Origin of the sequence: Streptomyces sp. NPDC008079 (assembly GCF_042957385.1) — a bacterium.
GTDB lineage: Bacteria > Actinomycetota > Actinomycetes > Streptomycetales > Streptomycetaceae > Actinacidiphila.
The window spans coordinates 118,137-143,633 of sequence record NZ_JBIBIC010000008.1 but is presented as its reverse complement, the minus strand read 5'-3'; the positions used below and the strand labels follow the sequence as shown (position 1 = coordinate 143,633).

The following is a 25,497-nucleotide window of genomic DNA, read 5'->3' as shown; positions in this document are numbered from 1 at the left end:
GGAGCGCACGCCCCTCGTAGCGGAGCCGCGTCGTGGGCCACACTGGGTGACGGCGCCCAGGGCCTGTCCGGCAAGACGCGCTGCGAGCCCGAGGACGCGCTCACTTCTGGAGGTCGCTTCCGTGCAGACCCAGACCCAGATCCACACCCAGATCCAGACCCTCACGACCGCGGCCGAGGTGGTGGCGATGGAGCCCCAGGCGGAACCGCCAGGGAACCTCACGGGGTCGCGGGTGCCGGAGCAACGCGTGGTCACCGACGAGCGGGACGACGAGGACGCGGCGCCGGTACGGCCGCCGCGGGAGGAGTCCGCGGGCCCGTCCGCCGACCTCTTCCGGCAGTATCTGCGCGAGATCGGCCGTATCCCGCTGCTCACGGCGGCCGAAGAGGTGGACCTGGCCCGCCGGGTGGAGGCCGGACTCTTCGCCGAGGAGAAGCTCGGCGCCTTCCCCGACCTGGACTCGCAGCTCGCCGTCGACCTCGACCGCCTGGTGGTGCTCGGCCGGATGGCCAAGCGCCGCCTCATCGAGGCCAATCTGCGGCTGGTCGTCTCGGTCGCCAAGCGGTACATCGGCCGCGGCCTGACCATGCTCGACCTGGTCCAGGAGGGCAATCTCGGGCTGATCCGGGCGGTGGAGAAGTTCGACTACGCGCGCGGCTACAAGTTCTCGACGTACGCGACCTGGTGGATCCGCCAGGCGATGTCGCGGGCGCTGGCCGACCAGGCCAGGACGATACGGGTCCCCGTGCACGTGGTGGAGCTGATCAACCGGGTGGTGCGGGTGCAGCGGCGGCTGCTCCAGGAGCGCGGCTACGAGCCGAGCACCGAGGAGGTCGCCGCCCAGCTCGACCTGCCGGAGGAGCGGGTCAGCGAGGTGCTGCGGCTGGCCCAGGAGCCGGTGTCGCTGCACGCGCCGGTCGGCGAGGAGGAGGACGTCGCGCTCGGCGACCTCATCGAGGACGGCGACGCCGCCTCGCCCGTGGAGTCCGCGGCCTTCCTGCTGCTGCGCGAGCACCTGGAAGCGGTGCTGTCCACGCTCGGCGAGCGCGAGCGCAAGGTCGTCCAGCTCCGCTACGGCCTCGCCGACGGCCGCCCCCGCACCCTGGAGGAGATCGGCCGCATCTTCGGCGTGACCCGCGAACGCATCCGCCAGATCGAGTCCAAGACCCTCAACAAGCTCCGCGACCACGCCTTCGCCGACCAGCTCCGCGGCTACCTCGACTGAGACCCCCCGGAGCCCCCCGGGCCCTAGCCGTCCCTGCGCAGCCGCGCCAGCGGCCTCGGCGCCACCACGAACCCCTCGGCGCGCGCGCTCGCCAGCCCGATCCGCGGCAGATGCGCGCTCTTGGCGAAGAGCAGGAAGCGCGGCTCCCAGATGGGCCGGTACTTGGCGTTCGCGCGGTACAGCGACTCCAGTTGCCACCAGCGGGAGAAGAACATCAGGGCCGAGCGCCACAGCCGCAGCACCGGGCCCGCGCCCAGCCGGGCGCCGTCCTCGAACACCGACCGGAACATCGCGAAGTTGAGCGACACCCGCTCCACGCCGACGTCGGCGGCGCGTTCGATCAGGTCGAGGACCATGAACTCGACCAGGCCGTTCTCGCTGTCCCGGTCGCGCCGCATCAAGTCCAGCGACAGCCCCTTCGGGCCCCACGGCACGAAGCTGAGCAGCGCCTTCAACTCGCCCTCGCCGTCGAGGCATTCGATCATCACGCAGTCGCCGTCGGCCGGGTCGCCGAGCCTGCCGAGCGCCATCGAGAAGCCGCGCTCGGTGGCGCCGTCCCGCCAGCGGTCCGCGGCCTCGATCAGCGCGGCCGTCTCGTCGGCCGGGATGTCGCGGTGCCGCCGGATACGGGTGGTGTAACCGGCGCGCCGCACCCGGTTGTACGCCTGCCGCACGCCGCGCATCGCCCGGCCGTCCAGGGTGAACTCGTCGGTCTCCACGATGGCTTCGTCGCCCAGTTCCAGCGCGTCCAGGCCGTGCCGGGCGTAGACGGTGCCGCCCTCCTCGCTGGCGCCCATCACGGCGGGGATCCAGGCGTGGTCGCGGGTCTCCACCAGCCAGGCGTCGATGGCGCCCGGCCATGCCTCGACGTCGCCGATCGGGTCGCCGGAGGCCAGGGCCACACCGCCGACCACGCGGTAGGCGACGGCGGCCTTGCCGCTGGGCGAGAAGATGACGGACTTGTCGCGGCGCAGCGCGAAGTAGCCGAGCGAGTCGCGGGCGCCGTGCCGGGCGAGCAGTTCGCGCAGCCGGTCCTCGTCGTCGCGGCTCTGGAGGTCCCGGCCGCGCGGGGAGCGGAAGAGCGCGTAGAGCACGGCGAGCAGCAGGCCGAGGCCCGCCAGGTTGAGGCCGCTGCTGACCCACGGGCTGATGTGCAGATTCGGCTCGATGTCGGAGTCGCGGCTCAGCGTCGTCAGCCGCAGCGCCACGTACCAGACGCGGTCGCCGACGCTGGCGCGCTCCGGGCCGACGGCCGTGACCAGGGTGGTGCCGACCAGGACCGACAGCAGCGCGCCGACGCCGAGGACGGCGAGCGCGAGCTGCGGGTTGGTGCGGTCGCCCTTGCCGTGGAATTCGCGGCGGCCGAGCGCGCCGAAGCACAGCACGGTCAAAGTGAGCGCGGTGGAGACCCAGTTGAACGGGTGCCGTCGCAGGTCGTCGTAGCACAGCGCCCACACCGACAGGGCCGCGTAGCCGCCGCACAGCGCCATGAAGACGATCCAGGCCACGCGCTTGTGGCGGGCCAGCATCATGGCCATGAAGAGCGTCGCGGCGGCCGAGCCGAAGCCCGCGAAGAGCATGAACGGCGTGAACAGCTCACCGGTGTTGTGGTTCGACATCTCCTGACGGATCGTCAGGGAGACGGCGGACAGCAGATCGACGACGCCGATCACCCGCAGATACCAGATCGGCACCCGCGCGCTGCGCCGCGCCAGCGTCGAGGTCTCGCGCCGCGCGGGGCAGCGCACCGGGTCGGAACCGCCCGGTCGCCCCTGCCGCGGCCCCTCGGCCGTACTCGTACCCGTACCCGAATCCGTGCTCGTACCCATACGGGTACTCGTACCCGCCCGCGTGCCGGTACCCGCGACCGACGCCGCGGTGGTGGCGCTGCTCATCACTTCTGCCCTTCCGGAGGTACGGCGGCACAGGCTACCAACGCCGCGCGCCGCCGTACCCGCTGGCTCCTCGGGTTTTCCGGCCCCCCGCTCCGGCCGGTCGGCCGGGACGGAACACCCGTCCCGGCCGGCCCTCGTACCTCAGTCGACCTCCGCCACGGCCTGCGCGAACTGCGCCGCGTACAGCCGCGCGTACGCGCCCTTGGCCGCCAACAGCTCCTCGTGCGTGCCCTGTTCGACGATCGCGCCGGACTCCATCACCAAGATGACGTCGGCGTCGCGGATCGTGGACAGCCGGTGCGCGATCACGAAGCTGGTACGGCCGTGGCTGAGCTTGGCCATCGCCCGCTGGATCAGCACCTCGGTACGGGTGTCGACGGAGCTGGTCGCCTCGTCCAGTACCAGGATCGTCGGATCGGACAGGAACGCCCGTGCGATGGTGATGAGTTGTTTCTCACCCGCGCTGACCCCCGCGCCCTCGTCGTCGATCACCGTGTCGTAGCCCTCGGGCAGCGTGCGGATGAAGCGGTCCGCGTGCGCGGCGCGCGCCGCCTCCTCGATCTGCTCGGCGGTCGCCCCCTCGCTGCCGTAGCCGATGTTCTCCGCGATCGTGCCGCCGAACAGCCAGGTGTCCTGGAGGACCATGCCGATCGAGGAGCGCAGCTCCTCGCGGGAGAGCGTGGCCACATCGGTGCCGTCCAGGGTGATCCGGCCGCCGGACACCTCGTAGAACCGCATCAGCAGATTGACCAGCGTGGTCTTGCCCGCGCCGGTCGGGCCGACGATCGCGACGGTGTGGCCCGGCTCCACCTTCAGCGACAGGTGGTCGATCAGCGGCTTGTCCGGGTCGTAGCGGAAGCTCACGTCCTCCAGCGCTACCCGGCCCCGCACCGGCACCCGGGGGACGTCCCGCTTCGCCGGCTCCGCCGACTGCTCCTCGGCGTCGAGGAGTTCGAAGACCCGCTCGGCCGACGCGATGCCGGACTGGATCAGGTTCGACATGCTCGCCACCTGCGTCAGCGGCTGGCTGAACTGCCGCGAGTACTGCACGAACGCCTGGACGTCACCGATGGACAGCGCGCCCGACGCGACCCGCAGGCCACCGACGACGGCCACCAGCACGTAGTTCAGATTGCCGATGAACATCATCATCGGCTGGATCGTGCCGGAGATGAACTGCGCCTTGAAGCCCGAGCGGTACAGCGCCTCGTTCTGCTCCTCGAAGGCCGCCGCCGACTCCTCCGCGCGCCCGAAGACCTTCACCAGCGAGTGGCCGGTGTACATCTCCTCGATGTGCGCGTTGAGCTTGCCGGTGGTCTTCCACTGCTGAATGAACTGCGGCTGCGCGCGCTTGCCCACCCGCGTGGCCACCAGCAGCGTCACCGGCACGGTGACCAGCGCGATCAGCGCCAGCAGCCAGGAGATCCAGAACATCATGGCCAGCACGCCCACGATGGTCAGCAGCGAGTTCACCAGCTGGCCCATGGTCTGCTGCATCGTCTGGCCGATGTTGTCGATGTCGTTGGTGGCCCGGCTCAGCACCTCGCCGCGCGGCTGCCGGTCGAAGTACGACAGCGGCAGCTTCGCCAGCTTGTCCTCGACGTCGGAGCGCATCCGGAACATCGCCCGGTTGATCACCTTGGTCGCGGTGCGCATCTGGAAGACGCTGAAGACGGCCGCGGCCACGTACACCGCGAGGACCACCAGCAGCACCTTGCCGATGGCGTCGAAGTCCATGCCCTGGCCCGGCGTGAAACCGATGCCCTTGAGCATGTCGGCGACCCGGCCGTCACCGTGCGCGCGCAGCGCGTCGAGCGCCTGCTGCTTGGTGCCGCCGGGGAACCGCCGTCCGATCACCCCGGCGAAGATCAGGTCGGTGGCGTGACCGAGGATGCGCGGCCCGGTCACCGCGAGCGCGACGCTCGCCGTGCCGAGGACCAGCACCAGGCAGAGCAGGAAACGGTCGGGACGCATCAGACCCAGCAGCCGCTTCAGCGACCCGCCGAAGTCCATCGGCTTCTCGACCGGGCCTCCGCTCATGAAGCGCGCGGGCCCGCCCATCGGCCGCGGCGGGCGCTGCGCGGCGGCGGGCTTGTGCTCGTCGTCGCTCATCAGGCGGCCTCGGCTTCCGTGAGCTGGGACAGGACGATCTCCCGGTAGGTCTCGTTGTCGGTCATCAGCTCGGTGTGCGTGCCGGTGCCGACGACCCGGCCCTCGTCCAGGACGACGATCCGGTCCGCGTCACGGATGGTGGACACCCGCTGGGCGACGATCAGCACGGTCGCGGCGGCGGTCTCGTGCAGCAGCGCGCGGCGCAGCGCCGCGTCCGTCGCGTAGTCCAGCGCCGAGAAGGAGTCGTCGAAGAGGTAGATCTCCGGCTTGCGGACCAGGACCCGCGCGATGGCCAGGCGCTGCCGCTGCCCGCCGGAGACATTGCTGCCGCCCTGCGCGATGGGCGCGTCGAGCCCGCCGTCGAGCCGCTCCACGAAGTCCTTGGCCTGCGCCACCTCCAGCGCGTGCCACAGCTCCTCGTCGGTGGCGTCCGGTTTGCCGTACCGCAGGTTGGTCGCGACGGTGCCGGAGAACAGATACGGCTTCTGCGGTACGAGGCCGACCGTCTCGGCCAGCAGCGCGGGGGCCAGCTCCGCGACGTCCTCGCCGTCGACCAGCACCCGGCCGCCCGTCGCGTCGTACAGCCGCGGGATCAGGCCGAGCAGCGTCGACTTGCCGCTGCCGGTGGAGCCGATGATCGCGGTCACCTCACCGGGCCTGGCGACCAGGTCGACCCCGCGCAGGACGGCCGCCTCCGCGCCGGGGTAGGCGAACTCCACGCCGGTCAGCTCCAGGTCGCCGTGGCGGCGCAGGGTCAGCACGGGCGCGGTCGGCGGGATGACGCTGGACTCGGTGCCCAGCACCTCCTCGATGCGCTCGGCGCAGACCTCGGCGCGCGGCACCATCATGAACATGAAGGTGGCCATCATGACCGACATCAGGATCTGCATCAGATAGCTCAGGAACGCCGTCAGGGCGCCGATCTGCATCCCGCCGCTGTCGATGCGGTGCGCGCCGAACCACAGCACGGCGACGCTGGAGATGTTCACCACGCCCATCACCAGCGGGAACATCAGCGCCATCAGCTTTCCGGTGGCCAGCGACACATCGGTCAGACTGTCGTTGGCCTCGGCGAAGCGGCGCTGCTCGTAGTCGTCCTTGACGAAGGCGCGGATCACGCGGATGCCGGTGATCTGCTCGCGCAGCACCCGGTTCACGGTGTCCACGCGGGTCTGCATCGTGCGGAACAGCGGGCGCATCCTGCGGATGATCAGGCTGATCACGATGCCGAGCAGCGGCACCACGGCCAGCAGCAGCGACGACAGCGGCACGTCCTGGCCGAGCGCCATGATGATGCCGCCGACGCACATGATCGGCGCGGACACCATCAGCGTGAACGTCAGCAGCACCAGCATCTGCACCTGCTGCACGTCATTGGTGGTGCGGGTGATCAGCGACGGCGCCCCGAACTGCCCGACCTCGCGGGCCGAGAAGCTCTGCACCCGGTCGAAGACCGACGCGCGGATGTCACGGCCGACCGCCATCGAGGTCCGGGCGCCGAAGAAGACCGCGCCGATCGCGCAGCAGACCTGGACGACGGTCACCCCGATCATGACGCCGCCCAGCCCCACGATGTAGCCGGTGTCGCCCTTCACCACCCCGTTGTCGATGATGTCGGCGTTGAGCGTGGGCAGGTAGAGCGTGGCTATGGTCTGGACGAGTTGGAGCAGTACCAAGAGACCGATGGGTCGCTTGTACGGGCCCAGGTGGGCCCGCAGGAGTCTGATCAGCACACTGAAACCTCGGTGTCGGCGGTACGGGTGCCGCGTACCCGGCGGGACGTACGCAGGCGGCGGAAGGCGCGTACGGAGACGCAGCGCGGGGGAGGGGACGTTGCCCCGGCCCGCCGAGCTTTGCCCGCCCTTTGCCCGTCTTGATCGGCGGAGGATCTTATCTTCCGACACCGCCGGGCCGCATGGGATTAAAGCGAGGCAAAGGCCCCCGGGTGAGTCTGCTCGCGCACCGCGACGTACTGCTGACGCACCGCTGACCCCACGGCCGAGTCGTCGCCCGGCTCCAGCAGTTGCGTGGCCGCCTCGGCCCACGGCGGCGGCTCGGTCTGCGACTGCGAGCCGAGCACCGCGCCCAGCGACCAGGCGGCCTGCCGCGCCGCGCCCAGCGCCGCGTACTCGGCGGCCGGCGGTACGACGACCTGCGTGCCGAACAGCGCGGGCGCGATGGCGCGCACCGCGGGCAGCTCGCCCGCCGCGCCCAGCAGGAACACCCGGCGCACCTCGACGCCCTTGTTGCGCAGCACGTCCAGCGCGTCTGTCAGCCCGCACAGCATGCCCTCGAAGGCGGCCCGCGCCAGGTGCTCCGGCTTCATCGAGTCGCGCCGCAGCCCGGCCAGCGTCCCCGCGGTGTGCGGCAGATCGGGCGTCCGCTCGCCCTCCAGATACGGCAGCAGCACCAGTCCGTACGCGCCGGGCGTGGACTGGAGCGCCAGCTCGGACAGCCCGGCCAGGTCGGTGCCCAGCAGATCGGCGGTGCCGCGCAGCGTACGGACGGCGTTGCGCACCTGCACCACCGGCAGATGGCGGCCGGTCGCGTCGGCGAAGGCGGTGACCGTACCCGTCGGGTCCTTCAGCGCCTCGTGGTGCACGGCGAAGACGGTGCCGGCCGCGCCCAGGGAGACCACCGCGTCGCCGGGGCCGAGGCCCAGGCCCAGGGCGGCGGCCATGTTGTCGCCGGTGCCCGCGGAGATCAGCAGGCCCTCGGGGGTCTGTCCCGCGGGTTCGGCGGGGGCCAGTACGTCGGGGAGCGCCACCTGGTGGCCGAGCGCCCGCTCGACCAGATCCGTGCGGTACTCGCCGGTGGCCGCCGACCAGTAGCCGGTGCCCGAGGCGTCGCCGCGGTCGGTTGTACGGCGCGCGGGCCGCCCCAGCAACTGCCACACCAGCCAGTCGTGCGGGAGCATCACCTGGGCTATGCGCGTGGCCGTCTGCGGTTCGTGCTGCGCGATCCAGCGCAGCTTCGCCACCGGATACGCGGCCTGCGGCACCGAGCCGACCGCCTCGGCCCACCCGGCCGCCCCGCCCAGCTCGTCGGTGAGGTCCACGGCCTGCGCCTGCGCCCGCTTGTCGCCGCGCAACAGCGCCGGGCGTACGGCCACCCCGCCCGCGTCCAGGGCCAGCAGCCCGTGCTGCTGCCCGGAGATGCCTATCGCCTGCACCCCTTCGAGGACGCCGTCCTTGGCCGCCTCGCCCAGCGACAGCAGCCACGCCTGCGGGTCGATCTCGGTCGGCTTCTCGCCGTCGTCCAGAGGGTGCGGCGCATGGCCCTGCCTGAGTACCGCCCCGGTCTCGCTGTCGCACACGACGACGGTCGTACCGGTGGTCGAGCTGTCTATGCCCGCGACTTTCCCCATGGACGAGATGATGCCCCACGGGGGGCGGGTACGGGGTGACAGCTGTGCATCAGGTTGCGTCAGGTGTTCGAGAAACGGGCGGGGTGCGGGCGGGATGCGGGCGGGGATGCCCTTCCTCAGGTGTTGGAGGTGCCCCAGTCGTCCTCGGGCGGCGCGCTGCGGTCGCGCAGTGCCTTCACCCGCTCGGTCACCGACTCCGGCAGCCGGTCGCCGACCTTCGCCGTCACCGTGTCCGCGGCCTTCACCGCGGCGTTCCTGCCGGTCTGCGCGGCGCTCTCCGCCGCGTTGCGCACCGCCGGGTTCTGCGCGACGCGCTGCGCGCTCTTGCGCAACTGCTCGTACCGCTCGCGCCCGGCGCGCGCGCCGAGCACATAGCCGACGACGGCTCCACTGATGAACGTCAGCCGGTAGCGCATGGGCTCCACCCTCTTTCCGTCGGACACGTCAGGCATAGGACAAGTCGGGCCAAGGTGCCGTGTGCTGCGCGCCTACCCTGTGCACCCGGGTGACAACCCTGGCGCAACTGGTTGGCGGAGCACCCCCTCACTTGCGCTAATGTATGTGTCGCAGCGAACGCGCGCCGTCCGGGGACACCCTGACGAGTGCATTCGGTGCACGCAGAGCGATCCCCTGTAGCTCAATTGGCAGAGCAGCCGGCTGTTAACCGGCAGGTTACTGGTTCGAGTCCAGTCGGGGGAGCTCGGTCCCCTGTAGCTCAATTGGCAGAGCAGCCGGCTGTTAACCGGCAGGTTACTGGTTCGAGTCCAGTCGGGGGAGCGCCGGATCAGGACCCCGTTGGGGTCCTTTTTCATGTCCCGGGGAACCAACTCCCCGCCCCCGCGAGTCCACCCAATGACGCGTCTGTGACCCGCGAGGGCGACAGATCGTATGAGCAGCTATGCTGCGGCAGACGGCGCGCGAGGCGCACCGTACGGGGCGGTAGCTCAGCCGGTTAGAGCAGCGGACTCATAATCCGTCGGTCGTGGGTTCGAGTCCCACCCGCCCCACCCTGCGCCGTGCCGCGAAGCCGGCACTTCGCGGACGGTCTCCGGGGGCGGCGATCATGGTGCCGACACCCCCCGCGCGAGCATCCGTCCGAGTGGCGTCCGCGGCACGTCCTTGACGGGGCCGGGTGAGGTCGCCCTGGCGGCCTCGTGGCACAACTCGGCGGGGGACAGGGCTGATCGGCGTGAGACCGCGCGGCGCGGCCCCGCTTTCCGCGTGCGTGGGGCGCGGGTCAGGCCGGCCAGGTGCCGGTGAGCCGCCGGGTGGCGGTGGCGCCGCTCCGGCTGACCGCCGCCTTCACGACGGCGAAGATCAGCCCGTGCAGCGCGGCCGCGATCAGGACCTCCTTCCAGGCGCGCTCCTCGTCCAGCGCGTCCGGGGTGTCGTCGTCGTGCCCGACCACCTTCCACATCTGCTTGAAGGCGGCTCCGGCCAACGCGCCACTGGCCACGCTGAGCAGGAGACCGACCGGGCGGTAGACGATCTTCGCTGCGTTCACTTGCGGCCCCTCTTCCAGCGGACGGTGAAGAACACCACGGCGGCGCCGATCGCCGCGGCGACGGCCGCGCCGGGGCGGCGCTTGACGGCGTCGGCGGCCTGCTGGGTCTTCTCGGCCAGGGGCTCGGGGGTCTTCTCGCTGACCTTGGCGGCCACTGCCGCGGTGCCCTCAGCGATCTTGGCCGAGGCGGCGGCGGCCTTCTCCCGCACCGGTTCAGGCGTCTTGTCCCGGACCAGCGCGCCGACTTCGGCCGCCTTCGCCCGGGCCGAGGCCGACGCGTCGGCCGCCGTGTCCTGAGCGGTGTCCTGGGCCTCGTCCTTCGTGGTCTGGGCGCGGTCCTTCAGCTCGGTGACCTTGCTCTGGACCTTGTCCTTCGCCTGGGCGGCCTTGTCGCCGACCTTGTCCTTAACCTCGGCGGCCTTGTCTTTCGCCTGGGCGGCCTTGTCGCCGACCTCCTCCTTGATGTCGGCGGCCTTGTCCTTGGCGCGGGCCTTCACGTCGGCCTTGGCGGCCAGTTCCTCCACCGTCTCGCCGAGCTGCTCACGGGTGCTCTCCACCTGGGCGCGCAGTTCCTCGGGGGTGGACGGGTCCTTCTCGTCATGCGGGTCGATGGTCATCGCTTCGTCTTTTCCTTGATGGTGGCGACATCGGCCTTCACACCGGCGATCGCCTGCTCGGGAGCCGGCGGCGTCGCGCGGCTCACTTCCTTCTTCCCCGCCAGCGCCAGCGTGGCGGCGAGCGCCAGCAGCGCCACCGCGACGATCAGCGCCGACAGCCACACCGAGAACGTGAGGGCGAGCGCCGCGACCGCCGTGGCGGCCAGCGCCTCCAGACCGATGAAGGCCAGCAGCCCCGCACCGCCGAACAGCCCGCCGCCCATGCCGAACCGTTTGCCCTTCTGGGCCATCTCGGCCTGGGCGAGCCGCATTTCCTCGCGCACGAGCTGCGACATCTGCTGTGTCGCGCGCGACACCAGCTCACCGACCGACGGCTCGCCCGAGCCGTCCGCCGCTCCGGAGCCGTCCCCTGCCGCCCGAGTTCCGACGGGATCCATCACCACTCACCGGTCCTTCCGTCTCCTATGCGCCCGGCTACCCGGGCCGGACGGGCGCACACGCGCTTCGGCAGGCGGCCGCGTGGCGGGCACATCGGTTCGGCTCGGGCGGGGGACGTACGGGGAAGGCGCGGGCACCCTCAGGCGAAGGTGTTCTTGTAGAAGAGGCTCGCGTCGAAGCTGGGGTCGGTCGTGGTGCCGGTCTTGCCGGAGAAGCCGAAGGCGAGGCGGGGCTGGCCGTCGGCCACCCAGATCGCGCAGCCCTGCGGCTCGCGGCCCGGGATCGTCGCCCCCGCGGTGGTGCGGAAGACCTCGCCGTGCCCGCCCCCGGCGTCGTTCATGCTCACGGCGGCGAGGTAGGACGGGCCGCCCGACCCGCCGTAGAGGAGGTAGGCGTACTCGCCGTACAGGGTGACGCCCTGGAAGGCGGCGTCGTCCGGGATCTTCAGTTGGGCGTTGGTGGGCAGCGCGCGTTCGGCCTTCCTGTCGTCCTGGGAGAGCCGTCCCGCCACCGCGTCCGCCAGCGGGAAGACCACCAGCCGCCAGGGGTTGGGCGAGGTGGACTGGGTGGCGTAGCGGACCAGCAGCATGTTGTTGACGGGGTCGATCGCGGGGCGGGGCAGGCCCGCGTAGGTGGTGATGGTGGGCGTACGGTCCTGGATCGGGATCACCGACGGGTTGCCGTAGGTGAGGGTGATGCCCTCGGTGTAACGGAACCGGGTGAGCCGGTAGCCGCTGTCCTCGTACGCCCCCTTGGCGACGTTGTAGTTGTCGCCCTCGATCCACAGGTACGGCGCGGAACCGGCGCCGGTGGGTTCGACGGCCATCGAGGAGCCGTGGCCGAACTGGTGCAGGGCCATGGTGCCGAGCACGTTGCCCGCCAGGTCGGTGCGGACGATCCAGATGTCGCCGTAGTGGATGTGCGCCTTTGACGGGTCCCCGTCGTCGGAGTCGTTCTCGTTGTCCCCGGGGCGGTGCTGGGCGAAGTAGATGTGGCCGTTGACGTTGTCGTAGGCGAAGGACTGCATGGCCCAGGACGTCTCGTGCAGCGGCTTGCGCCAGAACACCTGGTCCCCGCCGCCCTCCAGCGAGAAGGGCGGGGTGACCGGCAGGTCGGCGGCGGCCGGTCCCGCGGCGGCGAGGACTCCGGCCGCGCCGAGCGCCCCGGCGGCCGTGAGGCCCGCCCCCGCGCGCAGCAGCCCCCGGCGGCTCTCACGCTGCGCTACACGCTCTGCCCCGAACGCTGACCGGCGCTGACCGAACGCCGACCGAGGGCTGACCGGCGCTGAGAGGCGCCGTCCGGGGGCGCGGAGGGGCCGGCCGCGCGTCTGCCCCGGAGTGGGATGGATTACACCCGGGGGGTCCGGGGGATGGGCTCGGCGTATACCGGGCGTTTATCGGATCGTGGATATGTTTGCGCCCATGCCCAGCACGCCTCCGGCTCCCGATTCCGCGTTCGCCGACGCGGCCGAGCTCAATGCCCGGATACGTCGGCTCAGCGCGGGTCGCACCTCGTGGACCCCGGACGAGCTGACGGAACTGGCCCGCCTCCAGGCGGAGTGGCAGCTCGCGGTGGAAGGCGAGTCGGAACAGGTCTGACCCCGGACCGCGGCGGTACGGGGCCGGACCCGTACCCGTACGTGACGTACCCGTACGTGACTCCCTGACTACGCCGTCGCGCCGCGCTCGCCCAGCGACGACAGCAGCTGGAGCTTCTCGTAGGAGTCGGTGCCGGGGGTGGCGGTGAAGACCAGGAGGGTCTGGGACTGGGCGGGGTCCTGGAGGACCTGGCAGTGCAGGTGGAGGACGCCGACCTCGGGGTGACGGATCCGTTTGAGGTCGTCGGGGTGGCGGACGCCGATCTCGTGGGCGCTCCAGAGGGTGGCGAATTCGGGGCTCACGGCGAGCAGGGCGTCGACGAGGGCGGCGGCCCGCGAGCCGGGACCCTGGCGGGAGAGCGTCTCGCGCAGCCCGGCGGTGAAGATCCGGCTGTGGGTGGGGTGGTCGGCCTCGGGGTAGATGCGGCGGGTGACGGGGTCGGTGAACCAGCGGTAGCCGAAGCTGCGGGCCATCCCGGTGTGCCCGGTCTCGTCGCCCAGCAGGGCGAGCGCCATCCGGGTCTGCGTCAGCGTCTCGCCGAGATCCGTCATGACCTGCGCGGGAGTGTCGTCCAGGCGCCCGAGAATCCGCATCAGACCGGGGCTGACGTGGTCGCTGCCCGATCCGCGCTCCGGGGCGCTGTGCCCCGCCATCCGGAAGAGGTGGTCGCGCTCGTCGAGCGAGAGATGCAGGCCGCGCGCGATGGCGCCCAGCATCGGCGCGGACGGCTGCGGGCCGCGGGCCTGCTCGATCCGGCCGTAGTAGTCGGTCGACATGCCGGACAGCGCGGCGACCTCCTCGCGCCGCAGCCCCCGCGTACGCCGCCGCGGCCCGCGCGGCAGCCCCACGTCCTCGGGTTGCAGCGCCTCACGCCGGGTGCGCAGGAAGTCCGCCAGCTGTTCTCGGTCCATGACCCCAGTCTCCCGCCTGTACGTCCCCGGTCTTCCGCCTGTCCGGTCCCGGTCTCCCGCCTGTACGTCCGCGCCCTCCCGCCCGTACGGCCACGGTCTTCCCCCCCCCCCCGGCACGTCCGCGGCTCAGCTCTCGGCGGCCACACTGTCCGGGAAGCGCACCCCGGCCAGCTCCTCCGACACCTGCCAGACCCGCCGCGCCTCCTCCTCGCTCCGCGCCGACCGGTACAGCGGCTGCTCCACCACGGGGCCGGTCAGATGCCCGAGGCCGCCGGGGCCGTAGAAGGCGCCGCCGACCGCCCCCGGCGCGGTCGCCGCGTACAGCACCGGCCGCAGCCCGTCGTCCACGGTCTGCACGAACAGCCCGAGCCTGGACTGCCAGCGGAAGGCGCGGTCCATCCAGGTCGTCCGCTTCGCGCGGCCCAGATTCGGCCCGGCCGTCTGGAGATTGGTCGAGGTCAGGCCCGGATGCGCGAGGGTGCTGGTGATGCCCCAGCCGCCCGCGACGCTGCGCCGGTGCAGTTCCAGGCCGAACATCAGCACCGCCAGCTTCGACTGGCTGTAGACCTTCATCGGCGCGTAGCCGCGCTCCGCCTGGAGGTCGTCCCAGGCCAGCGCCCCCTGGCGGGCGCCGATGCTCGACTGGGTCGCCACCCGCGCGCCGCCCGCGGCGCGCAGCAGCGGGAGCAGATGCGCGGTCAGCGCGAAGTGCCCGAGGTGATTCGTCGCGAACTGCAACTCCAGGCCGTCCGCGGAGGTCTGCCGGGTCGCCGGGGTCATCACCGCCGCGTTGTTGACGAGGATGTCGACCGGCCTGCCCTCGGCGACCAGCGTCCGGCCGAGCGCGGCGACCGACTCCAGCGACGCCAGGTCCAGCTCCCGCGTCGACACCCGCGCGCCGGGCACCTCGGCCCGGATCCGCTCCACGGCCGCCGCGCCCTTCGCCGCGTTCCGCACCGGCAGCACGACCTCCGCGCCCGCCCGCGCCAGCCGCCCGCCGAGCCCCCGCCCGATCCCGTCGCTCCCGCCCGTGACGACGGCGAGTTTTCCGCTGAGATCGGGCACCGCGGTGTCCAGTGCGTTCTTACGTGTCATGACGGTTCGCTCCTGACGGTGAGTGGGGGCGGGCGATGCCGCATTCGCGGGGGCGGGCGAGCGCCTTCCAGCGGAGGGGGAGGGGTGGGGAGGAACACAAATGGACGGCGTGCGGATACGTATCCCGTGCGGCGGGCGAGGGAACCGCCAGGTCGGAGGAGCAACCCGCCCGGCTGGAGCGGGAACCCGCCGGGTCAGAGCGGGAACCCGTCGGGTCAGAGCGGGAACCCGTCGGGTCAGAGCAGGAACCCGCCCGACGCCTCGATCCGCTGTCCCGTGATCCACCCGGTCCCGTCGGACAGCACCGCGGCGATCACCCCGCCGATGTCCTCGGCGGTCCCGACCCGGCCGAGCGCGGCCTGGCCGGAGAGCGCGGCCCTGACGCCTTCGTCGTCCCGCATGAAGCCCCCGCCGAAGTCGGTGCCGGTGGGGCCGGGCGCGACGGCGTTCGCGGTGATGCCGCGCGGGCCCAGCTCCTTGGCCAGATAGCGGGTGAACACCTCCACGGCGCCCTTCATCGACGCGTACGCCGACAGGCCCTCGCTGGTGAAGCGGGTCAGCCCGGTGGAGAGGTTGACGATCCGGCCGCCGTCGGCGAGCAGCGGGACCAGCCGCTGGGTGAGGAAGTAGACGCCCTTGAAGTGGACGTTCAGCATCGTGTCGAAGCCTTCCTCGGTGGCTTCGAGGAAGGGTTCCGTCACGGCGGAGCCCGCGTTGTTGACGAGGTAGTCGAAGTCCGACCGCCCCCAGCCCTCCTTGAGCAGCCGCCGCACCTCGTCGGCGAAGTCCGCGAATCCGGCGGTCCGCGCGGTGTCCAGGCGGAGCGCGTACGCGGTGCGGCCGAGCGCCCTCGCCTCGGCGACCACGGCCGCCGCCTCGTCCTCGTGCGACCGGAAGGTGATGATCGGATCGACGCCGTCCGCGGCGAGCCGCAGCGCGGTGGCGCGGCCGAGCCCGCGGTTGGCGCCGGTGACGATCGCGATCCTGGCCGGTGCGGCGCTGTCCGTGGTCGTGCCGGTGGTCGTGTCCGTGTGCGTGGTCATGACTCCAGCGTGGGCGGCGGCGACGGCCGGATGAAGGCCCCACTTGTCCAGGGATCGCCGATCCCACCTTGAGCGGGGAGCGGCCCGCGCGGCCCGCGCACATTCGGTGTCACCTGGTGTCACGTGGTGTCCTTTTTACCCAATACGGAACCGGAGCATAGAGACTTCGCGGGCCCCGATCCGCAGGATAGGTATGCCTAAGTCAGGCCAGGCACACCTAAGCACGGGTCCGGGAGGACGAACATCGATGTGGGACGACGCGTTTCCGAGCTTCCTGATCGGACTCAGGGAAGGTCTCGAAGCCGGGCTGATCGTCTCGATCCTGGTGGCCACCCTGGTGCGCGGCGACGCCAAGTCCCGGCTCCCGCAGGTGTGGACGGGCGTCCTGGCCGCCATCGCCCTGTCGATGAGCTTCGGGGCGGTCCTCACCTTCACCGCCGCGAATCTGTCGGCGACCGCGCAGGAGGCGTTCGGCGGCACGCTCAGCGTCGTGGCCGTCGCCTTCGTCACCGCGATGGTCTTCTGGATGCGCCGCTCGGCCCGCAATCTGTCCGGTGAGATCCGGGAGAAGGTGACGGCCGCGCTCGCCATGGGCGGCGGCATGCTGGTCCTCACCTCCTTCCTCGCGGTCGGCCGCGAGGGCCTGGAGACCGCGCTCTTCCTGTGGACCACCGCCCGCGCCGCGGGGGAGTCCGGCGGCCCGCTGGCCGGCGCCGCGATCGGCCTGGTGCTGGCCGCGGGGCTCTGCTGGGGCCTGTACCGGCGGGTGCTCAAGATCAATCTGAGCCGCTTCTTCACCATGACCGGCGCCGTCCTGATCGTCATCGCCTCGGGCGTCCTCGGCTACGGCCTGCGCGACCTCCAGGAGGGCGGCGTGCTCGCCGGGAAGACGGCGTACGCCTTCGACCTCAGCGCGCACATCGACGCCGGTTCCTGGTACGCCGCCCTCCTCCAGGGCGTCCTCAACCTCACCCCGGCCATGACCTGGCTCCAGGTCGCCGCCTACGTCGGCTACCTCGCGATCGTCATGACGCTGTTCGTACGCGGCCTGCGCAAGCCCGCGCCCGCGCCCGTATCCAAGAAGGCGGCCGAGGCACCGGCGTCCGAGCCGACCGCGGCGGAGACGGCGCCCGCTTCCGCACCGGACCCCACCGCCGCACCGGCCCCCGCTTCCGCACCGAACCCCGCCCCTGTGCCCGCTGTCACGGCGGTGCCCGCCCGCACCCGCACCCGCACCCGCTCCCGTCCCGTATGGCTGCTCCCGGCCGCCGTCGTCGCGATCCCCGCCGTGATCGGCGGCCTGGTCGTGGCCTTCGGCGACGGCAAGCCCGCGGGAGCGCAGACCGTCGCCGTCTCGCCGACCGAGTGCGGCAAGGGCTTCAGCGCCCCCCAGCCCGGCCGCCGGACCTTCTCGATGCGCAACACCGGCGACAAGGCGTCCGAGGTCTATCTGATCAACCCCGCCACCAATGCCGTCTACGGCGAGATCGAGGGCCTGGCCCCCGGCACCACCCGCGACCTGGTCGCCACCGTCGGCAGCGGCGAATACGCCTGGCGCTGCGTGCCGACCAGCGGCAAGGCGGTCACCTCGGCGTCCGTACGGGTCTCCGGCGGCAGCACCACCAAGGCCGTCCTGCCGCTGGCCGCGTCCGAACTCCAGCCGCCGCTCGCGTCGTACCGCGCCTATGTGAACACCGGGCTCGGCAGGCTGGTCGGCCAGACCGGCACACTGACGGCCGACCTCGCGGCGGGCGACCTCACCGCGGCGCGCGCCGACTGGCTCACCGCGCACGACACGTACTCCGCGCTCGGCGCCGCCTACGGGACCTTCGCCGACTTCGACGCGAAGATCAACGGCCGCAAGGACGGACTGCCGGGCGGCGAGAAGGACCCGTCCTTCACCGGCTTCCACCGCATCGAGTACGGGCTGTGGCACGGCGAGTCCGCGGCCTCGCTCAAGCCGCTCGCCGTCCGGCTCGGCGCCGACGTGGCGGGCCTGCGCAAGGCGTTCCCCACGCAGGACTTCGACCCGTCCGACCTGCCGCTGCGCAGCCACGAGATCCTGGAGAACACCCTCCAGTTCGAGCTGACCGGCGACACCGACGAGGGCAGCGGGACGAATCTGGCGACCGCGAACGCCAACCTGGCCGGTACGAAAGAGCTGTTGACGGTGCTGCGGCCGCTGATCACCCGGCGGGACCCGCGGCAACTGGCCCTGATCGACGCGGACATCGCCCGCCTCCAGAGGCTGCTCGACGGCGCGCACAAGGGCGCCGCCTGGACCCCGGTCGGCTCGCTCGACGCGGCGGCCCGCGCGACGATCGACGGCGCGACCGGCCAGCTCCTGGAAGACCTCGCGCCCGTCCCCGACCTGCTCGAAATCCGGAAGTCCGCATGAGGCGCGAGGACCGTACGGCGCCAGGACCCGAACAACTCCCCGAAGGGAAGCAGCAGATGCCCGCCGACTCCACCCGACCCGAAGGCCACGAGGGCTACGGGGGTGACGCGGCGGGCGGCGGCACCTGCCCGATGGGCGCGGGCCGCAGGTCCTTCGTGAAGACCGCGCTCGGCGCGGGCGCGGGCGCGGCGGCGCTGGCGGGCGGCGGCCTCGCGCTGAGCACGGCGGCCGGCGGCAGCAGCGCCCAGGCGGCCGACGCGGGTCAGCGCGGCCAGGCCGCGGCGGTGGACTTCCACGGCGCGCACCAGGCGGGCGTCATCACCCCGCAGCCCGCCGCGGCGACCTTCGTCTCGCTGAACGTCATCGCGGACACCAGGGCCGAACTCGCCGACCTGTTCAGGACGATCACCGAGCGGGCCCGCTTCCTCACCGCGGGCGGCACCCCCGACGACCTGGGCGTCGGCGCGCCGCCGTCCGACAACGGCATCCTCGGCCCGACCGTCCCCGCCGACGCGCTCACCGTCACCGTCGGCGTCGGCTCCTCGCTCTTCGACGACCGCTACGGCCTCGCGGGCGCCAAGCCGCGCCGCCTCACCCCGATGCGGACCTTCCCCAACGACAACCTCCAGGCCGCGCAGTGCCACGGCGACCTGTCGTTGCAGATCTGCGCGGGCAGCACGGACACCGTCCTGCACGCGCTGCGCGACATCGCCCGGCACACCCGCGGCGGCATGCAGATCAAGTGGCGCATGGACGGCTTCCAGAACGCGCCCCGGCCGACCGGCGCGCAGCGCAATCTGCTCGGCTTCAAGGACGGCATCGCCAACCCGGACGTGCGCTCCGGCCGGGAGATGGACCGGCTGGTGTGGGTGACGGACGCGCTCGGCGAGCCCGCGTGGGCGGCGGGCGGCAGCTACCAGGCGATCCGGATCATCCGGATGCTGGTCGAGTTCTGGGACCGGGTCTCGCTCACCGAGCAGGAGTTGATGTTCGGCCGCCGCAAGGACACCGGCGCGCCCCTGGACGGCGCGAAGGAGACCGACACCCCGCTCTACGCCAAGGACCCGCAGGGCAACGCGATCCCGCTGGACGCGCACATCAGGATGGCCAACCCGCGCACCGCCAGGACCGACGACTCCCGCATCCTGCGCCGCGGTTACAACTACGACCGGGGCGTGGACGCGGTCGGCAACCTCGACATGGGGCTGGTCTTCTGCTGCTACCAGCAGGACGTACAGCGGCAGTTCGAGGCCACCCAGACCCGGCTGATCGACGAGCCGCTGGTCGACTACATCTCCCCGGTCGGCGGCGGCTACTTCTTCGTGCTGCCCGGCGTCCGCGACACCAAGGACTGGCTCGGCCGCGGCCTGCTCTCCGCCTGAGCCTCCGCCCGACTCTCCGCCTGACATTCCGTCAGCACACCGTCGGGCCGGGCGGATCAGCTGCCGTCCGCCTCTCCTCATCTGACGGTCCGTCAGGCATGCTGTGCCCGTGCCGGATTCCGGTGGGACCGGCGGCCGAGGAGGCGGGCATGGCGGTGGACAGGGCGGCGGATACGTCAACAGGTACGGACGGGACGGCGATCGAGGACGCGCTGTTCATCGGCGGGCGGTGGACCGCCCCGGAGCGCGGGCACTACGACGTGCTGAACCCGGCCACCGAGCGCGTGGTCGGGCGGGCGCCGGAAGCGAGCCCGGAACAGGCGCATGCGGCCACCGCCGCCGCCCGGCAGGCGCTCGACGGCTGGTCGCGCACCCGCCCCGAGGAGCGCGGCCGGATACTGGAGCGCGCCGGGCGGATCATCCTGCGCGAACTGAAGCCGTACGCGGCCCTGGCGGGCGCCGAGAGCGGCGCGACCGCCGCGACCGCCCGCGGCATGCAGGTCGGCGTGGCCGCCGCCCGCTTCCTGCGATACGCGCGCGGCGCGCTCGAACCCACCGAGACCGCGCTGCTCCCGCAGCTCAACGAGGCGTCCGCGATGGGCGCGGGCGGCGTCTTCGGCGCGCTGGCGGTCCGGCAGCCGGTCGGCGTCGTCGCCTGCGTCACGTCCTACAACAACCCCTGGGCGAATCCGGCGGGCAAGGTCGCGCCCGCGCTCGCGATGGGCAACACCGTCGTGGTCAAACCCGCCCCGCAGGACCCGCTGTCGGTCTACCGGATGGCGGAGGCGCTGACCGAGGCCGGGCTGCCGCCGGGTGTGCTCAACGTGGTGACCGGCTCGGGCGCCGACGTCGGCGAGGCGGTCGTCGGGTCGCCCGACACCGACATGGTGAGCTTCACCGGCTCCACGGCCGTCGGGCAGCGCATCGCGGAGACCTGCGGGCGCGGTATGAAACGGCAGTTGATGGAACTCGGCGGCAAGGGCGCCGCGCTGGTCTTCGACGACGCCGACCTCGACTCGGCCGTCGCCGGGATCGGCACCACCTTCAGCTTCTACAGCGGCCAGATCTGCACCGCCCCCACCCGCGTACTGGCCCAACGCGCGGTCTACCCACGGCTGGTGGAGCGACTGGCCGGGTACGCGCGACGGCTCGTCGTCGGCGACCCCGCCCAACCCGCCACCGTCGTCGGCCCGGTCATCTCCGCCGCCCACCGCGACCGCGTCGAGGCGTATGTCGCGCTCGGCCGCAAGGAGGGCGCCACCCTGCTGGCGGGCGGTGAACGCCCGCCGCTGGAAAGGGGGTTCTACGTCGCCCCCACACTGCTGGCCGACTGCGCGCCCGACATGCGGGTGGTCCGCGAGGAGATCTTCGGGCCCGTCGTCGTGGTGCTGCCGTTCGACGACGAGGACGAGGGCGTCGCGCTCGCCAACGACAGCGACTACGGCCTGATCGACTACGTGTGGTCCGCCGACGTGCCCCGCGCCTTCCGGGTCGCGCGGCGGCTGCGCGCGGGCGGCGTCGGGATCAACACCGTGGGCCGCAACATGGAGGCGCCCTTCGGCGGCTTCAAGCGCAGCGGCGTCGGCCGGGACGTGGGGTCGTACGCGCTGCACGCCTACAGTGAGACGCAGAGTCTCGTCTGGCCCGGCTGAGCCGCCGCCGGGCACCGGCCCGACGCTGTACAGACCGCCCCGACCTGGCCTGAGCTGCGGCGACTTGTCCGCAGGGGAGTTTCCCGGCGAAGCCGGGACAAGCGGAACTCCGGGGTTCCGCCGCACCGCGACGGTCCCCTACAGTCCATCCGCCATGAACTACTGCCACACGTGCCGACGACACCTCAACGGCGCCTTCTCCTGCCCCGGATGCGGCGCGATCGCGGACCGGTCGGGGCTGCCCGACGAGGCCGAGACGGCGCAACTGCCGCCGGTCACCGAGGAGGCCGCCGCAGGGGACGGCGCCGACCCGGCGCCGCCCGCGAGCGCGGCGACACCGGAGACCCCTGTCGAGGGCTCCCTCGTGGACGACCTCCTCAGGGACTCGGGCCTCGGCCCGGACGCGGGCCCCGCCGCCGTCCCGGCCGCCCCCGCCCCGACCGCCGCCGTCCCGACTGCCGCCGAGTCCGAGCCCGGCGGCGCGGGCACGGGTACCGGCAGTGCCGTCGGAGTCGGCCCCGGCGTCGGCGAGGGCCCGGACACGGACCCCGGCACGGCGGGCGACGACAGCGCGTACGGCGGGACGTACACCGCCCCGTACGCCGACCCGTACGTCCCCGCGTACGGCGAAGCCCCGCGACGGGACGCCCCCACTGCCCTGGCCGACAGCCTGCTCGGAGCCGGTGGCGGCGGCTACCGCGAGGACCACGACCTGCGCGGGACCGCCAGGCGCCGCCGCGGCCGTCACCAGCGGGCGGCGATCCTCGGCGTCGGCGCGGTCGCGGTCGTCGGCTCGCTGACGATGTTCGGCGTCGCGGCCTTCTCCGGCGGCTCGCCGAGCCCGTCCACCGATCCCGGCCCCGGCGTCTCCGCGATCTCCCCCTCGCCCGACGCGCCCCGGCCGTCCACCGGCGCGAGCGGCACCCCCGGCGTCCCGAAGGGCGGCGGCCGGACCAGCGGCAGCGCGTCCCCCTCGGCGTCCGACAAGGCGTCCGGCTCGCCGTCGGCGTCGGCCTCGCGTTCCGAGAGCGCGCCCGCGTCCAGCCCCGCGGGGAAGCCCTCGCACACCGCGAGCGCGTCGCCGACGAGGACGACCGCCGCGCCGCCGACCACGACCGCGCCGCCGTCCTCGCCCGCGACACCGTCGCCGACGTGCACGCATGTGCTCTGGTGGTGCCAGTAGGGTCTCCGCGGGGACGGATCAGCGGGCGTCAGCCGTCGCCCTCGCCCGGCTCGCGGCCCGCGCCCGGGGCGTCACCGAGGCTGTGGTCGCGGTGCGCGCCGTCCGCCGGGTCGTCGCCCAGCATCTGCCGCAACAGGTCGCGCAGCATGGTGCGTTCCTGTTCGGAGAGCCCGGCGAGCGGTTCACGGGCGAAGTCCAGGGAGTCGCGGAGTTTGTCGGCGACGGCGTGGCCCTCGGCGGTGGCCGCGGCCAGCTTGATCCGGCGGTCGGCCGGGTCGGTACGGCGCTCGGCCAGCCCCCTGACCTCCAGCCGGTCGATGATGCCGGTCACATTGGACGGCTCGCACTTCAGCCAGCGGGCGATCCGCCGCATGGGCAGCGGCCCCGAATTGAGCAGCGCGAGCACCTTGGCCTGCGCGCCGGTCAGCCGGTGGCGGGCGGCGGCCGACTCGTACTCCTGGTGGTAGCGGGCGGCGACGGTGCCGATCAGGCCGACGACCTCGACGGTCAGGGGATCGCTTCGGCGACGTGTCATGACCAACAGTTTACCCAAATGTTTGACATCATGAAACATCAAGGTCCATGGTTAGTTCAGCACCTGAATCATTTCCATGGTTGATCAGCGGTTGATCAGTGATCGACGCCGACCAGTGGTCGAACCGTCGCCGAAGGAGGACTTCCCCCATGCCGAAGAGCCGTGAATGGCACCTGGTCGCCCGCCCCAAGGGCTGGCCGGTGCCGGAAGACTTCGCGCTGGTCGAGACCGACGTCCCCGAGCCGGGCCCCGGCCAGATCCTGGTCCGCAATCTGCACCTGTCGGTCGACCCGTACATGCGCGGCCGGATGAACGAGGCGAAGTCGTACGCGCCGCCGTACGAGCTGAACCAGCCGATGCACGGCGGCGCCGTCGGCCGGGTCGTGGCCTCGCGGGCCGAGGACTTCGCGGTCGGCGACCATGTGCTGCACGGCCTCGCCTGGCGGGAGTACGCCCTGGTGGACGCCGCGCGCGCCGTCCGGGTCGACCCGGACCAGGCGCCGCTCACCGCGTATCTCGGAGTCCTCGGCATGACCGGGCTCACCGCCTACGCGGGTCTGCTGAGGGTCGCCGAATTCGCGCCGGGCGAGGTCGTCTTCGTCTCGGGCGCGGCGGGCGCCGTCGGCGGGCAGGCCGGACAGATCGCCCGGCTCAAGGGCGCCTCGCGGGTCATCGGCAGCGCGGGCTCCGCGGAGAAGGTCCGGATGCTGGTGGAGGAGTACGGCTTCGACGCCGCCTTCAACTACAAGGACGGCCCGGTGGCCGGGCAGTTGAAGGCCGCCGCGCCCGATGGCATCGACGTGTACTTCGACAACGTCGGCGGGGAGCACCTGGAGGCCGCGGTCGGCGCGATGCGGGTGCACGGCAGGGCCGCCCTGTGCGGGGCCATCGCGCAGTACAACGCGACGGAGCCGGTGGCGGGGCCGCGCAATCTCGGCCTGATGGTCGGCAGGCGGCTCACCCTGCGCGGCTTCCTCGTCACCGACCACGAGGACCTTCGCCCCGAGTTCGTCCGCGAGGCCGCCGGCTGGCTGCGTGACGGCCGGCTGCGGTACCGCGAGACGGTGGTGGAGGGAATCGAGAACAATCTGGAAGCGTTCTTGGGCGTGCTGCGCGGTGACAACACCGGAAAGATGATCGTCTCTCTTCCGGCGGAGTGACCCGCCGTCCGGCCGCCGACCGACCGGCCGGGCTCGACACCCGGCCGAAAATTCAACAAAATGTTGCAGGCGTGCTCGCGTGCCTTGCGGGCCGCCCGCCCCTCAGGAGGACACTTTCATGAGCATCCAGCCCGTAGACGTCCTGTACACCGCCGTCGCCACCGCGGAGAACGGCCGTGACGGCCGCGTCGCCACCGACGACGGCAAGCTCGACGTCATCGTGAACCCGCCGACCGAGATGGGCGGCGCGGGCAACGGCACCAACCCCGAGCAGCTCTTCGCCGCCGGGTACAGCGCCTGCTTCCAGGGCGCGCTGGGCGTCGTCGCCCGCCAGGCCAAGGCCGACATCAGCGGCTCCCGCGTGACCGCCAAGGTCGGCATCGGCAAAATCGCCTCCGGCGGCTTCGGCCTCACCGTCGAACTGGCCGTCTCCATCCCCAACGTGGACGACGTCACCGCCAAGGACCTGGTGGAGAAGGCGCACCAGGTGTGCCCGTACTCCAACGCCACGCGCGGCAACATCACGGTGGACCTGAGCGTCGTCTGAGTTCTCCGCCGCTCACCCGGTCGGCCCCGGTAAGGACCGCGCTCCCAGGAGCGCGGTCCTTACGGCTGTCCGGCCGTCCCCGGCTCCGACGGCGACGGCTGTCCGGCCGTCCCCGGCTCCGACGGCGGGGCCAGCAGCGCCAGGAAGTCGCGGAAGGCCGCCGACATGTCGACCGCGCCGGGGTCGAGGAGCCACTGCACCTGGAGGCCGTCCATCACCGCCGCCAGCAAGGTGGCCGCCCGCTCGGGGGTGAGGCCGCCCGGCAGCCGGTCGCCGTACTCGGCGCGCAGCGCCTGCGCGCCGCCCTCGCGGACCCGCGCGTAGCGCTCGCGGAAATACTCCTGCGCCGGGTGCCCCTCGGTGACGCTGTCGCCGACCAGCACCGTGAACGCCTGGACGATGCCGGGCCTGGTCGCGTTGTACTCGACCAGCTCGGCCACCACCTCCAGCGGCCACGACCGGCCGTGCAGCGCCGCCGACGCCATGTCCCACTGGTCGCGCGCCTCCAGCACGGACACCAACAGGGCGTCCTTGGTGGGGAAGTAGTGCATCAGCCCCTGCTGCGTCAGCCCCACCCGCTCGGCCACCGCCACCAATGTGGCACCCCGGTAGCCGCGCTCGGCGATCACCTCCGTCGCGGCCTGGATGATCTCCGCCCGCCGGTCGCCCCGCCGTTCACTCCTGGTTCCCGCCACGCCACCCCGCCCCCTTCCCCTGCCGCTCGGGAGCCTTTGCCGCTCGGGAGCCTACAAGATTACGAAATGGCATCTATCCCTACCGTACGACAGGTAGCGTGGGCGCGGTGGGACGGGAGCGGTACGGGACAGGCGGAAGG

At 72.3% G+C, this 25,497-nt stretch carries 23 protein-coding genes and 3 tRNA genes; 12 read left to right on the top strand and 14 right to left on the bottom strand.

The window, feature by feature from the left end:
• Nucleotides 1-46 precede the first annotated feature (46 nt).
• A complete protein-coding gene (locus tag ACFZAM_RS19005; protein WP_391047396.1) occupies nucleotides 47-1,225 on the top strand; it encodes a sigma-70 family RNA polymerase sigma factor in 1,179 nt (392 codons plus the stop codon).
• Between the two features lie 23 nt (nucleotides 1,226-1,248).
• On the opposite strand, the gene ACFZAM_RS19000 is transcribed toward ACFZAM_RS19005, so the two are convergent.
• From ACFZAM_RS19000 to ACFZAM_RS18980, 5 genes are all read right to left on the bottom strand, one after another.
• Complete coding sequence (locus ACFZAM_RS19000) at nucleotides 1,249-3,054, bottom strand: phosphatidylglycerol lysyltransferase domain-containing protein (RefSeq protein WP_391047650.1); 1,806 nt, start codon at nucleotides 3,052-3,054, stop codon at nucleotides 1,249-1,251.
• Between the two features lie 207 nt (nucleotides 3,055-3,261).
• The gene (locus tag ACFZAM_RS18995) at nucleotides 3,262-5,181 is read right to left on the bottom strand and encodes an ABC transporter ATP-binding protein (RefSeq protein WP_355344858.1); all 1,920 of its coding nucleotides are present in this window, start codon (nucleotides 5,179-5,181) and stop codon (nucleotides 3,262-3,264) included.
• A gap of 50 nt (nucleotides 5,182-5,231) precedes the next feature.
• The gene (locus ACFZAM_RS18990; RefSeq protein ID WP_391047394.1) at nucleotides 5,232-6,965 is read right to left on the bottom strand and encodes an ABC transporter transmembrane domain-containing protein; all 1,734 of its coding nucleotides are present in this window, start codon (nucleotides 6,963-6,965) and stop codon (nucleotides 5,232-5,234) included.
• Between the two features lie 188 nt (nucleotides 6,966-7,153).
• On the bottom strand, nucleotides 7,154-8,599 hold the full coding sequence (locus tag ACFZAM_RS18985; RefSeq protein ID WP_355344733.1) for an FGGY family carbohydrate kinase: 1,446 nt from the start codon (nucleotides 8,597-8,599) through the stop codon (nucleotides 7,154-7,156).
• Between the two features lie 116 nt (nucleotides 8,600-8,715).
• Nucleotides 8,716-9,015 (bottom strand): YtxH domain-containing protein, encoded by a 300-nt coding sequence (locus ACFZAM_RS18980; RefSeq protein WP_355344861.1) that lies wholly within the window; start codon nucleotides 9,013-9,015, stop codon nucleotides 8,716-8,718.
• 210 nt (nucleotides 9,016-9,225) lie between these two features.
• Between ACFZAM_RS18980 and ACFZAM_RS18975 the strand changes: the two genes are divergently transcribed.
• From ACFZAM_RS18975 to ACFZAM_RS18965, 3 genes are all read left to right on the top strand, one after another.
• Nucleotides 9,226-9,298 (top strand) — tRNA-Asn (locus tag ACFZAM_RS18975).
• 5 nt (nucleotides 9,299-9,303) lie between these two features.
• Nucleotides 9,304-9,376: transfer RNA gene (locus tag ACFZAM_RS18970), tRNA-Asn, on the top strand.
• A 156-nt stretch (nucleotides 9,377-9,532) separates the two neighbouring features.
• Nucleotides 9,533-9,606 (top strand) — tRNA-Ile (locus ACFZAM_RS18965).
• A gap of 230 nt (nucleotides 9,607-9,836) precedes the next feature.
• Here ACFZAM_RS18965 and ACFZAM_RS18960 read toward each other — a convergent pair.
• The 4 genes from ACFZAM_RS18960 to ACFZAM_RS18945 form a co-directional block, all read right to left on the bottom strand.
• Nucleotides 9,837-10,103, bottom strand: coding sequence for a DUF4235 domain-containing protein (locus ACFZAM_RS18960; protein ID WP_391047392.1), 267 nt, complete (start codon nucleotides 10,101-10,103; stop codon nucleotides 9,837-9,839).
• Nucleotides 10,100-10,720, bottom strand: coding sequence for a DUF3618 domain-containing protein (locus ACFZAM_RS18955; RefSeq protein ID WP_391047390.1), 621 nt, complete (start codon nucleotides 10,718-10,720; stop codon nucleotides 10,100-10,102). Before ACFZAM_RS18955 ends, ACFZAM_RS18960 begins: the two co-directional genes overlap by 4 nt.
• Complete coding sequence (locus tag ACFZAM_RS18950) at nucleotides 10,717-11,157, bottom strand: phage holin family protein (RefSeq protein ID WP_355344864.1); 441 nt, start codon at nucleotides 11,155-11,157, stop codon at nucleotides 10,717-10,719. The genes ACFZAM_RS18955 and ACFZAM_RS18950 overlap by 4 nt, the downstream gene beginning before the upstream one ends.
• A 140-nt stretch (nucleotides 11,158-11,297) precedes the next feature.
• On the bottom strand, nucleotides 11,298-12,224 hold the full coding sequence (locus tag ACFZAM_RS18945) for a hypothetical protein (protein WP_391047388.1): 927 nt from the start codon (nucleotides 12,222-12,224) through the stop codon (nucleotides 11,298-11,300).
• Between ACFZAM_RS18945 and ACFZAM_RS18940 the strand changes: the two genes are divergently transcribed.
• Both ACFZAM_RS18940 and ACFZAM_RS18935 read left to right on the top strand, forming a co-directional pair.
• Complete coding sequence (locus ACFZAM_RS18940; RefSeq protein ID WP_391047386.1) at nucleotides 12,201-12,404, top strand: hypothetical protein; 204 nt, start codon at nucleotides 12,201-12,203, stop codon at nucleotides 12,402-12,404. The genes ACFZAM_RS18945 and ACFZAM_RS18940 overlap by 24 nt on opposite strands.
• A 175-nt stretch (nucleotides 12,405-12,579) precedes the next feature.
• Nucleotides 12,580-12,756, top strand: coding sequence for a hypothetical protein (locus ACFZAM_RS18935; protein ID WP_355344748.1), 177 nt, complete (start codon nucleotides 12,580-12,582; stop codon nucleotides 12,754-12,756).
• 68 nt (nucleotides 12,757-12,824) lie between these two features.
• Here the strand turns inward: ACFZAM_RS18935 and ACFZAM_RS18930 are convergent, their stop codons facing one another.
• The 3 genes from ACFZAM_RS18930 to ACFZAM_RS18920 form a co-directional block, all read right to left on the bottom strand.
• Entirely contained in the window at nucleotides 12,825-13,667 is an 843-nt protein-coding gene (locus tag ACFZAM_RS18930; protein ID WP_391047382.1) for a helix-turn-helix domain-containing protein, read from the bottom strand.
• Between the two features lie 126 nt (nucleotides 13,668-13,793).
• Nucleotides 13,794-14,762, bottom strand: coding sequence for an SDR family oxidoreductase (locus tag ACFZAM_RS18925; RefSeq protein WP_391047381.1), 969 nt, complete (start codon nucleotides 14,760-14,762; stop codon nucleotides 13,794-13,796).
• Between the two features lie 236 nt (nucleotides 14,763-14,998).
• Entirely contained in the window at nucleotides 14,999-15,805 is an 807-nt protein-coding gene (locus ACFZAM_RS18920; RefSeq protein ID WP_391047378.1) for an SDR family oxidoreductase, read from the bottom strand.
• 247 nt (nucleotides 15,806-16,052) lie between these two features.
• Here ACFZAM_RS18920 and efeU point away from each other — a divergent pair, with 247 nt between their 5' ends.
• The 4 genes from efeU to ACFZAM_RS18900 all read left to right on the top strand — a co-directional run bounded on the left by efeU (nucleotide 16,053) and on the right by ACFZAM_RS18900 (nucleotide 22,420).
• Nucleotides 16,053-18,203 (top strand): iron uptake transporter permease EfeU, encoded by a 2,151-nt coding sequence (gene efeU, locus ACFZAM_RS18915; RefSeq protein WP_391047375.1) that lies wholly within the window; start codon nucleotides 16,053-16,055, stop codon nucleotides 18,201-18,203.
• A 131-nt stretch (nucleotides 18,204-18,334) separates the two neighbouring features.
• Nucleotides 18,335-19,585: an iron uptake transporter deferrochelatase/peroxidase subunit gene (gene efeB, locus ACFZAM_RS18910; protein ID WP_355344867.1), complete on the top strand. Its 1,251-nt coding sequence runs from the start codon at nucleotides 18,335-18,337 to the stop codon at nucleotides 19,583-19,585.
• 149 nt (nucleotides 19,586-19,734) lie between these two features.
• Entirely contained in the window at nucleotides 19,735-21,237 is a 1,503-nt protein-coding gene (locus ACFZAM_RS18905; RefSeq protein ID WP_391047372.1) for an aldehyde dehydrogenase family protein, read from the top strand.
• A 154-nt stretch (nucleotides 21,238-21,391) separates the two neighbouring features.
• Nucleotides 21,392-22,420, top strand: coding sequence for a hypothetical protein (locus ACFZAM_RS18900; protein ID WP_391047371.1), 1,029 nt, complete (start codon nucleotides 21,392-21,394; stop codon nucleotides 22,418-22,420).
• A 28-nt stretch (nucleotides 22,421-22,448) separates the two neighbouring features.
• Here ACFZAM_RS18900 and ACFZAM_RS18895 read toward each other — a convergent pair whose 3' ends face one another.
• On the bottom strand, nucleotides 22,449-22,955 hold the full coding sequence (locus ACFZAM_RS18895) for a MarR family transcriptional regulator (RefSeq protein WP_355344768.1): 507 nt from the start codon (nucleotides 22,953-22,955) through the stop codon (nucleotides 22,449-22,451).
• 149 nt (nucleotides 22,956-23,104) lie between these two features.
• Between ACFZAM_RS18895 and ACFZAM_RS18890 the strand changes: the two genes are divergently transcribed.
• Together ACFZAM_RS18890 and ACFZAM_RS18885 are read left to right on the top strand one after the other, a co-directional pair.
• Nucleotides 23,105-24,115, top strand: a complete 1,011-nt coding sequence (locus tag ACFZAM_RS18890) for an NADP-dependent oxidoreductase (RefSeq protein ID WP_355344771.1) — start codon at nucleotides 23,105-23,107, stop codon at nucleotides 24,113-24,115.
• 118 nt (nucleotides 24,116-24,233) lie between these two features.
• Complete coding sequence (locus ACFZAM_RS18885) at nucleotides 24,234-24,662, top strand: organic hydroperoxide resistance protein (protein ID WP_355344774.1); 429 nt, start codon at nucleotides 24,234-24,236, stop codon at nucleotides 24,660-24,662.
• Between the two features lie 59 nt (nucleotides 24,663-24,721).
• On the opposite strand, the gene ACFZAM_RS18880 is transcribed toward ACFZAM_RS18885, so the two are convergent.
• Nucleotides 24,722-25,357 carry a TetR family transcriptional regulator gene (locus ACFZAM_RS18880; RefSeq protein ID WP_391047366.1) on the bottom strand — a complete coding sequence of 212 codons (636 nt, stop codon included), beginning with the start codon at nucleotides 25,355-25,357 and terminating at the stop codon, nucleotides 24,722-24,724.
• Nucleotides 25,358-25,497 lie beyond the last annotated feature (140 nt).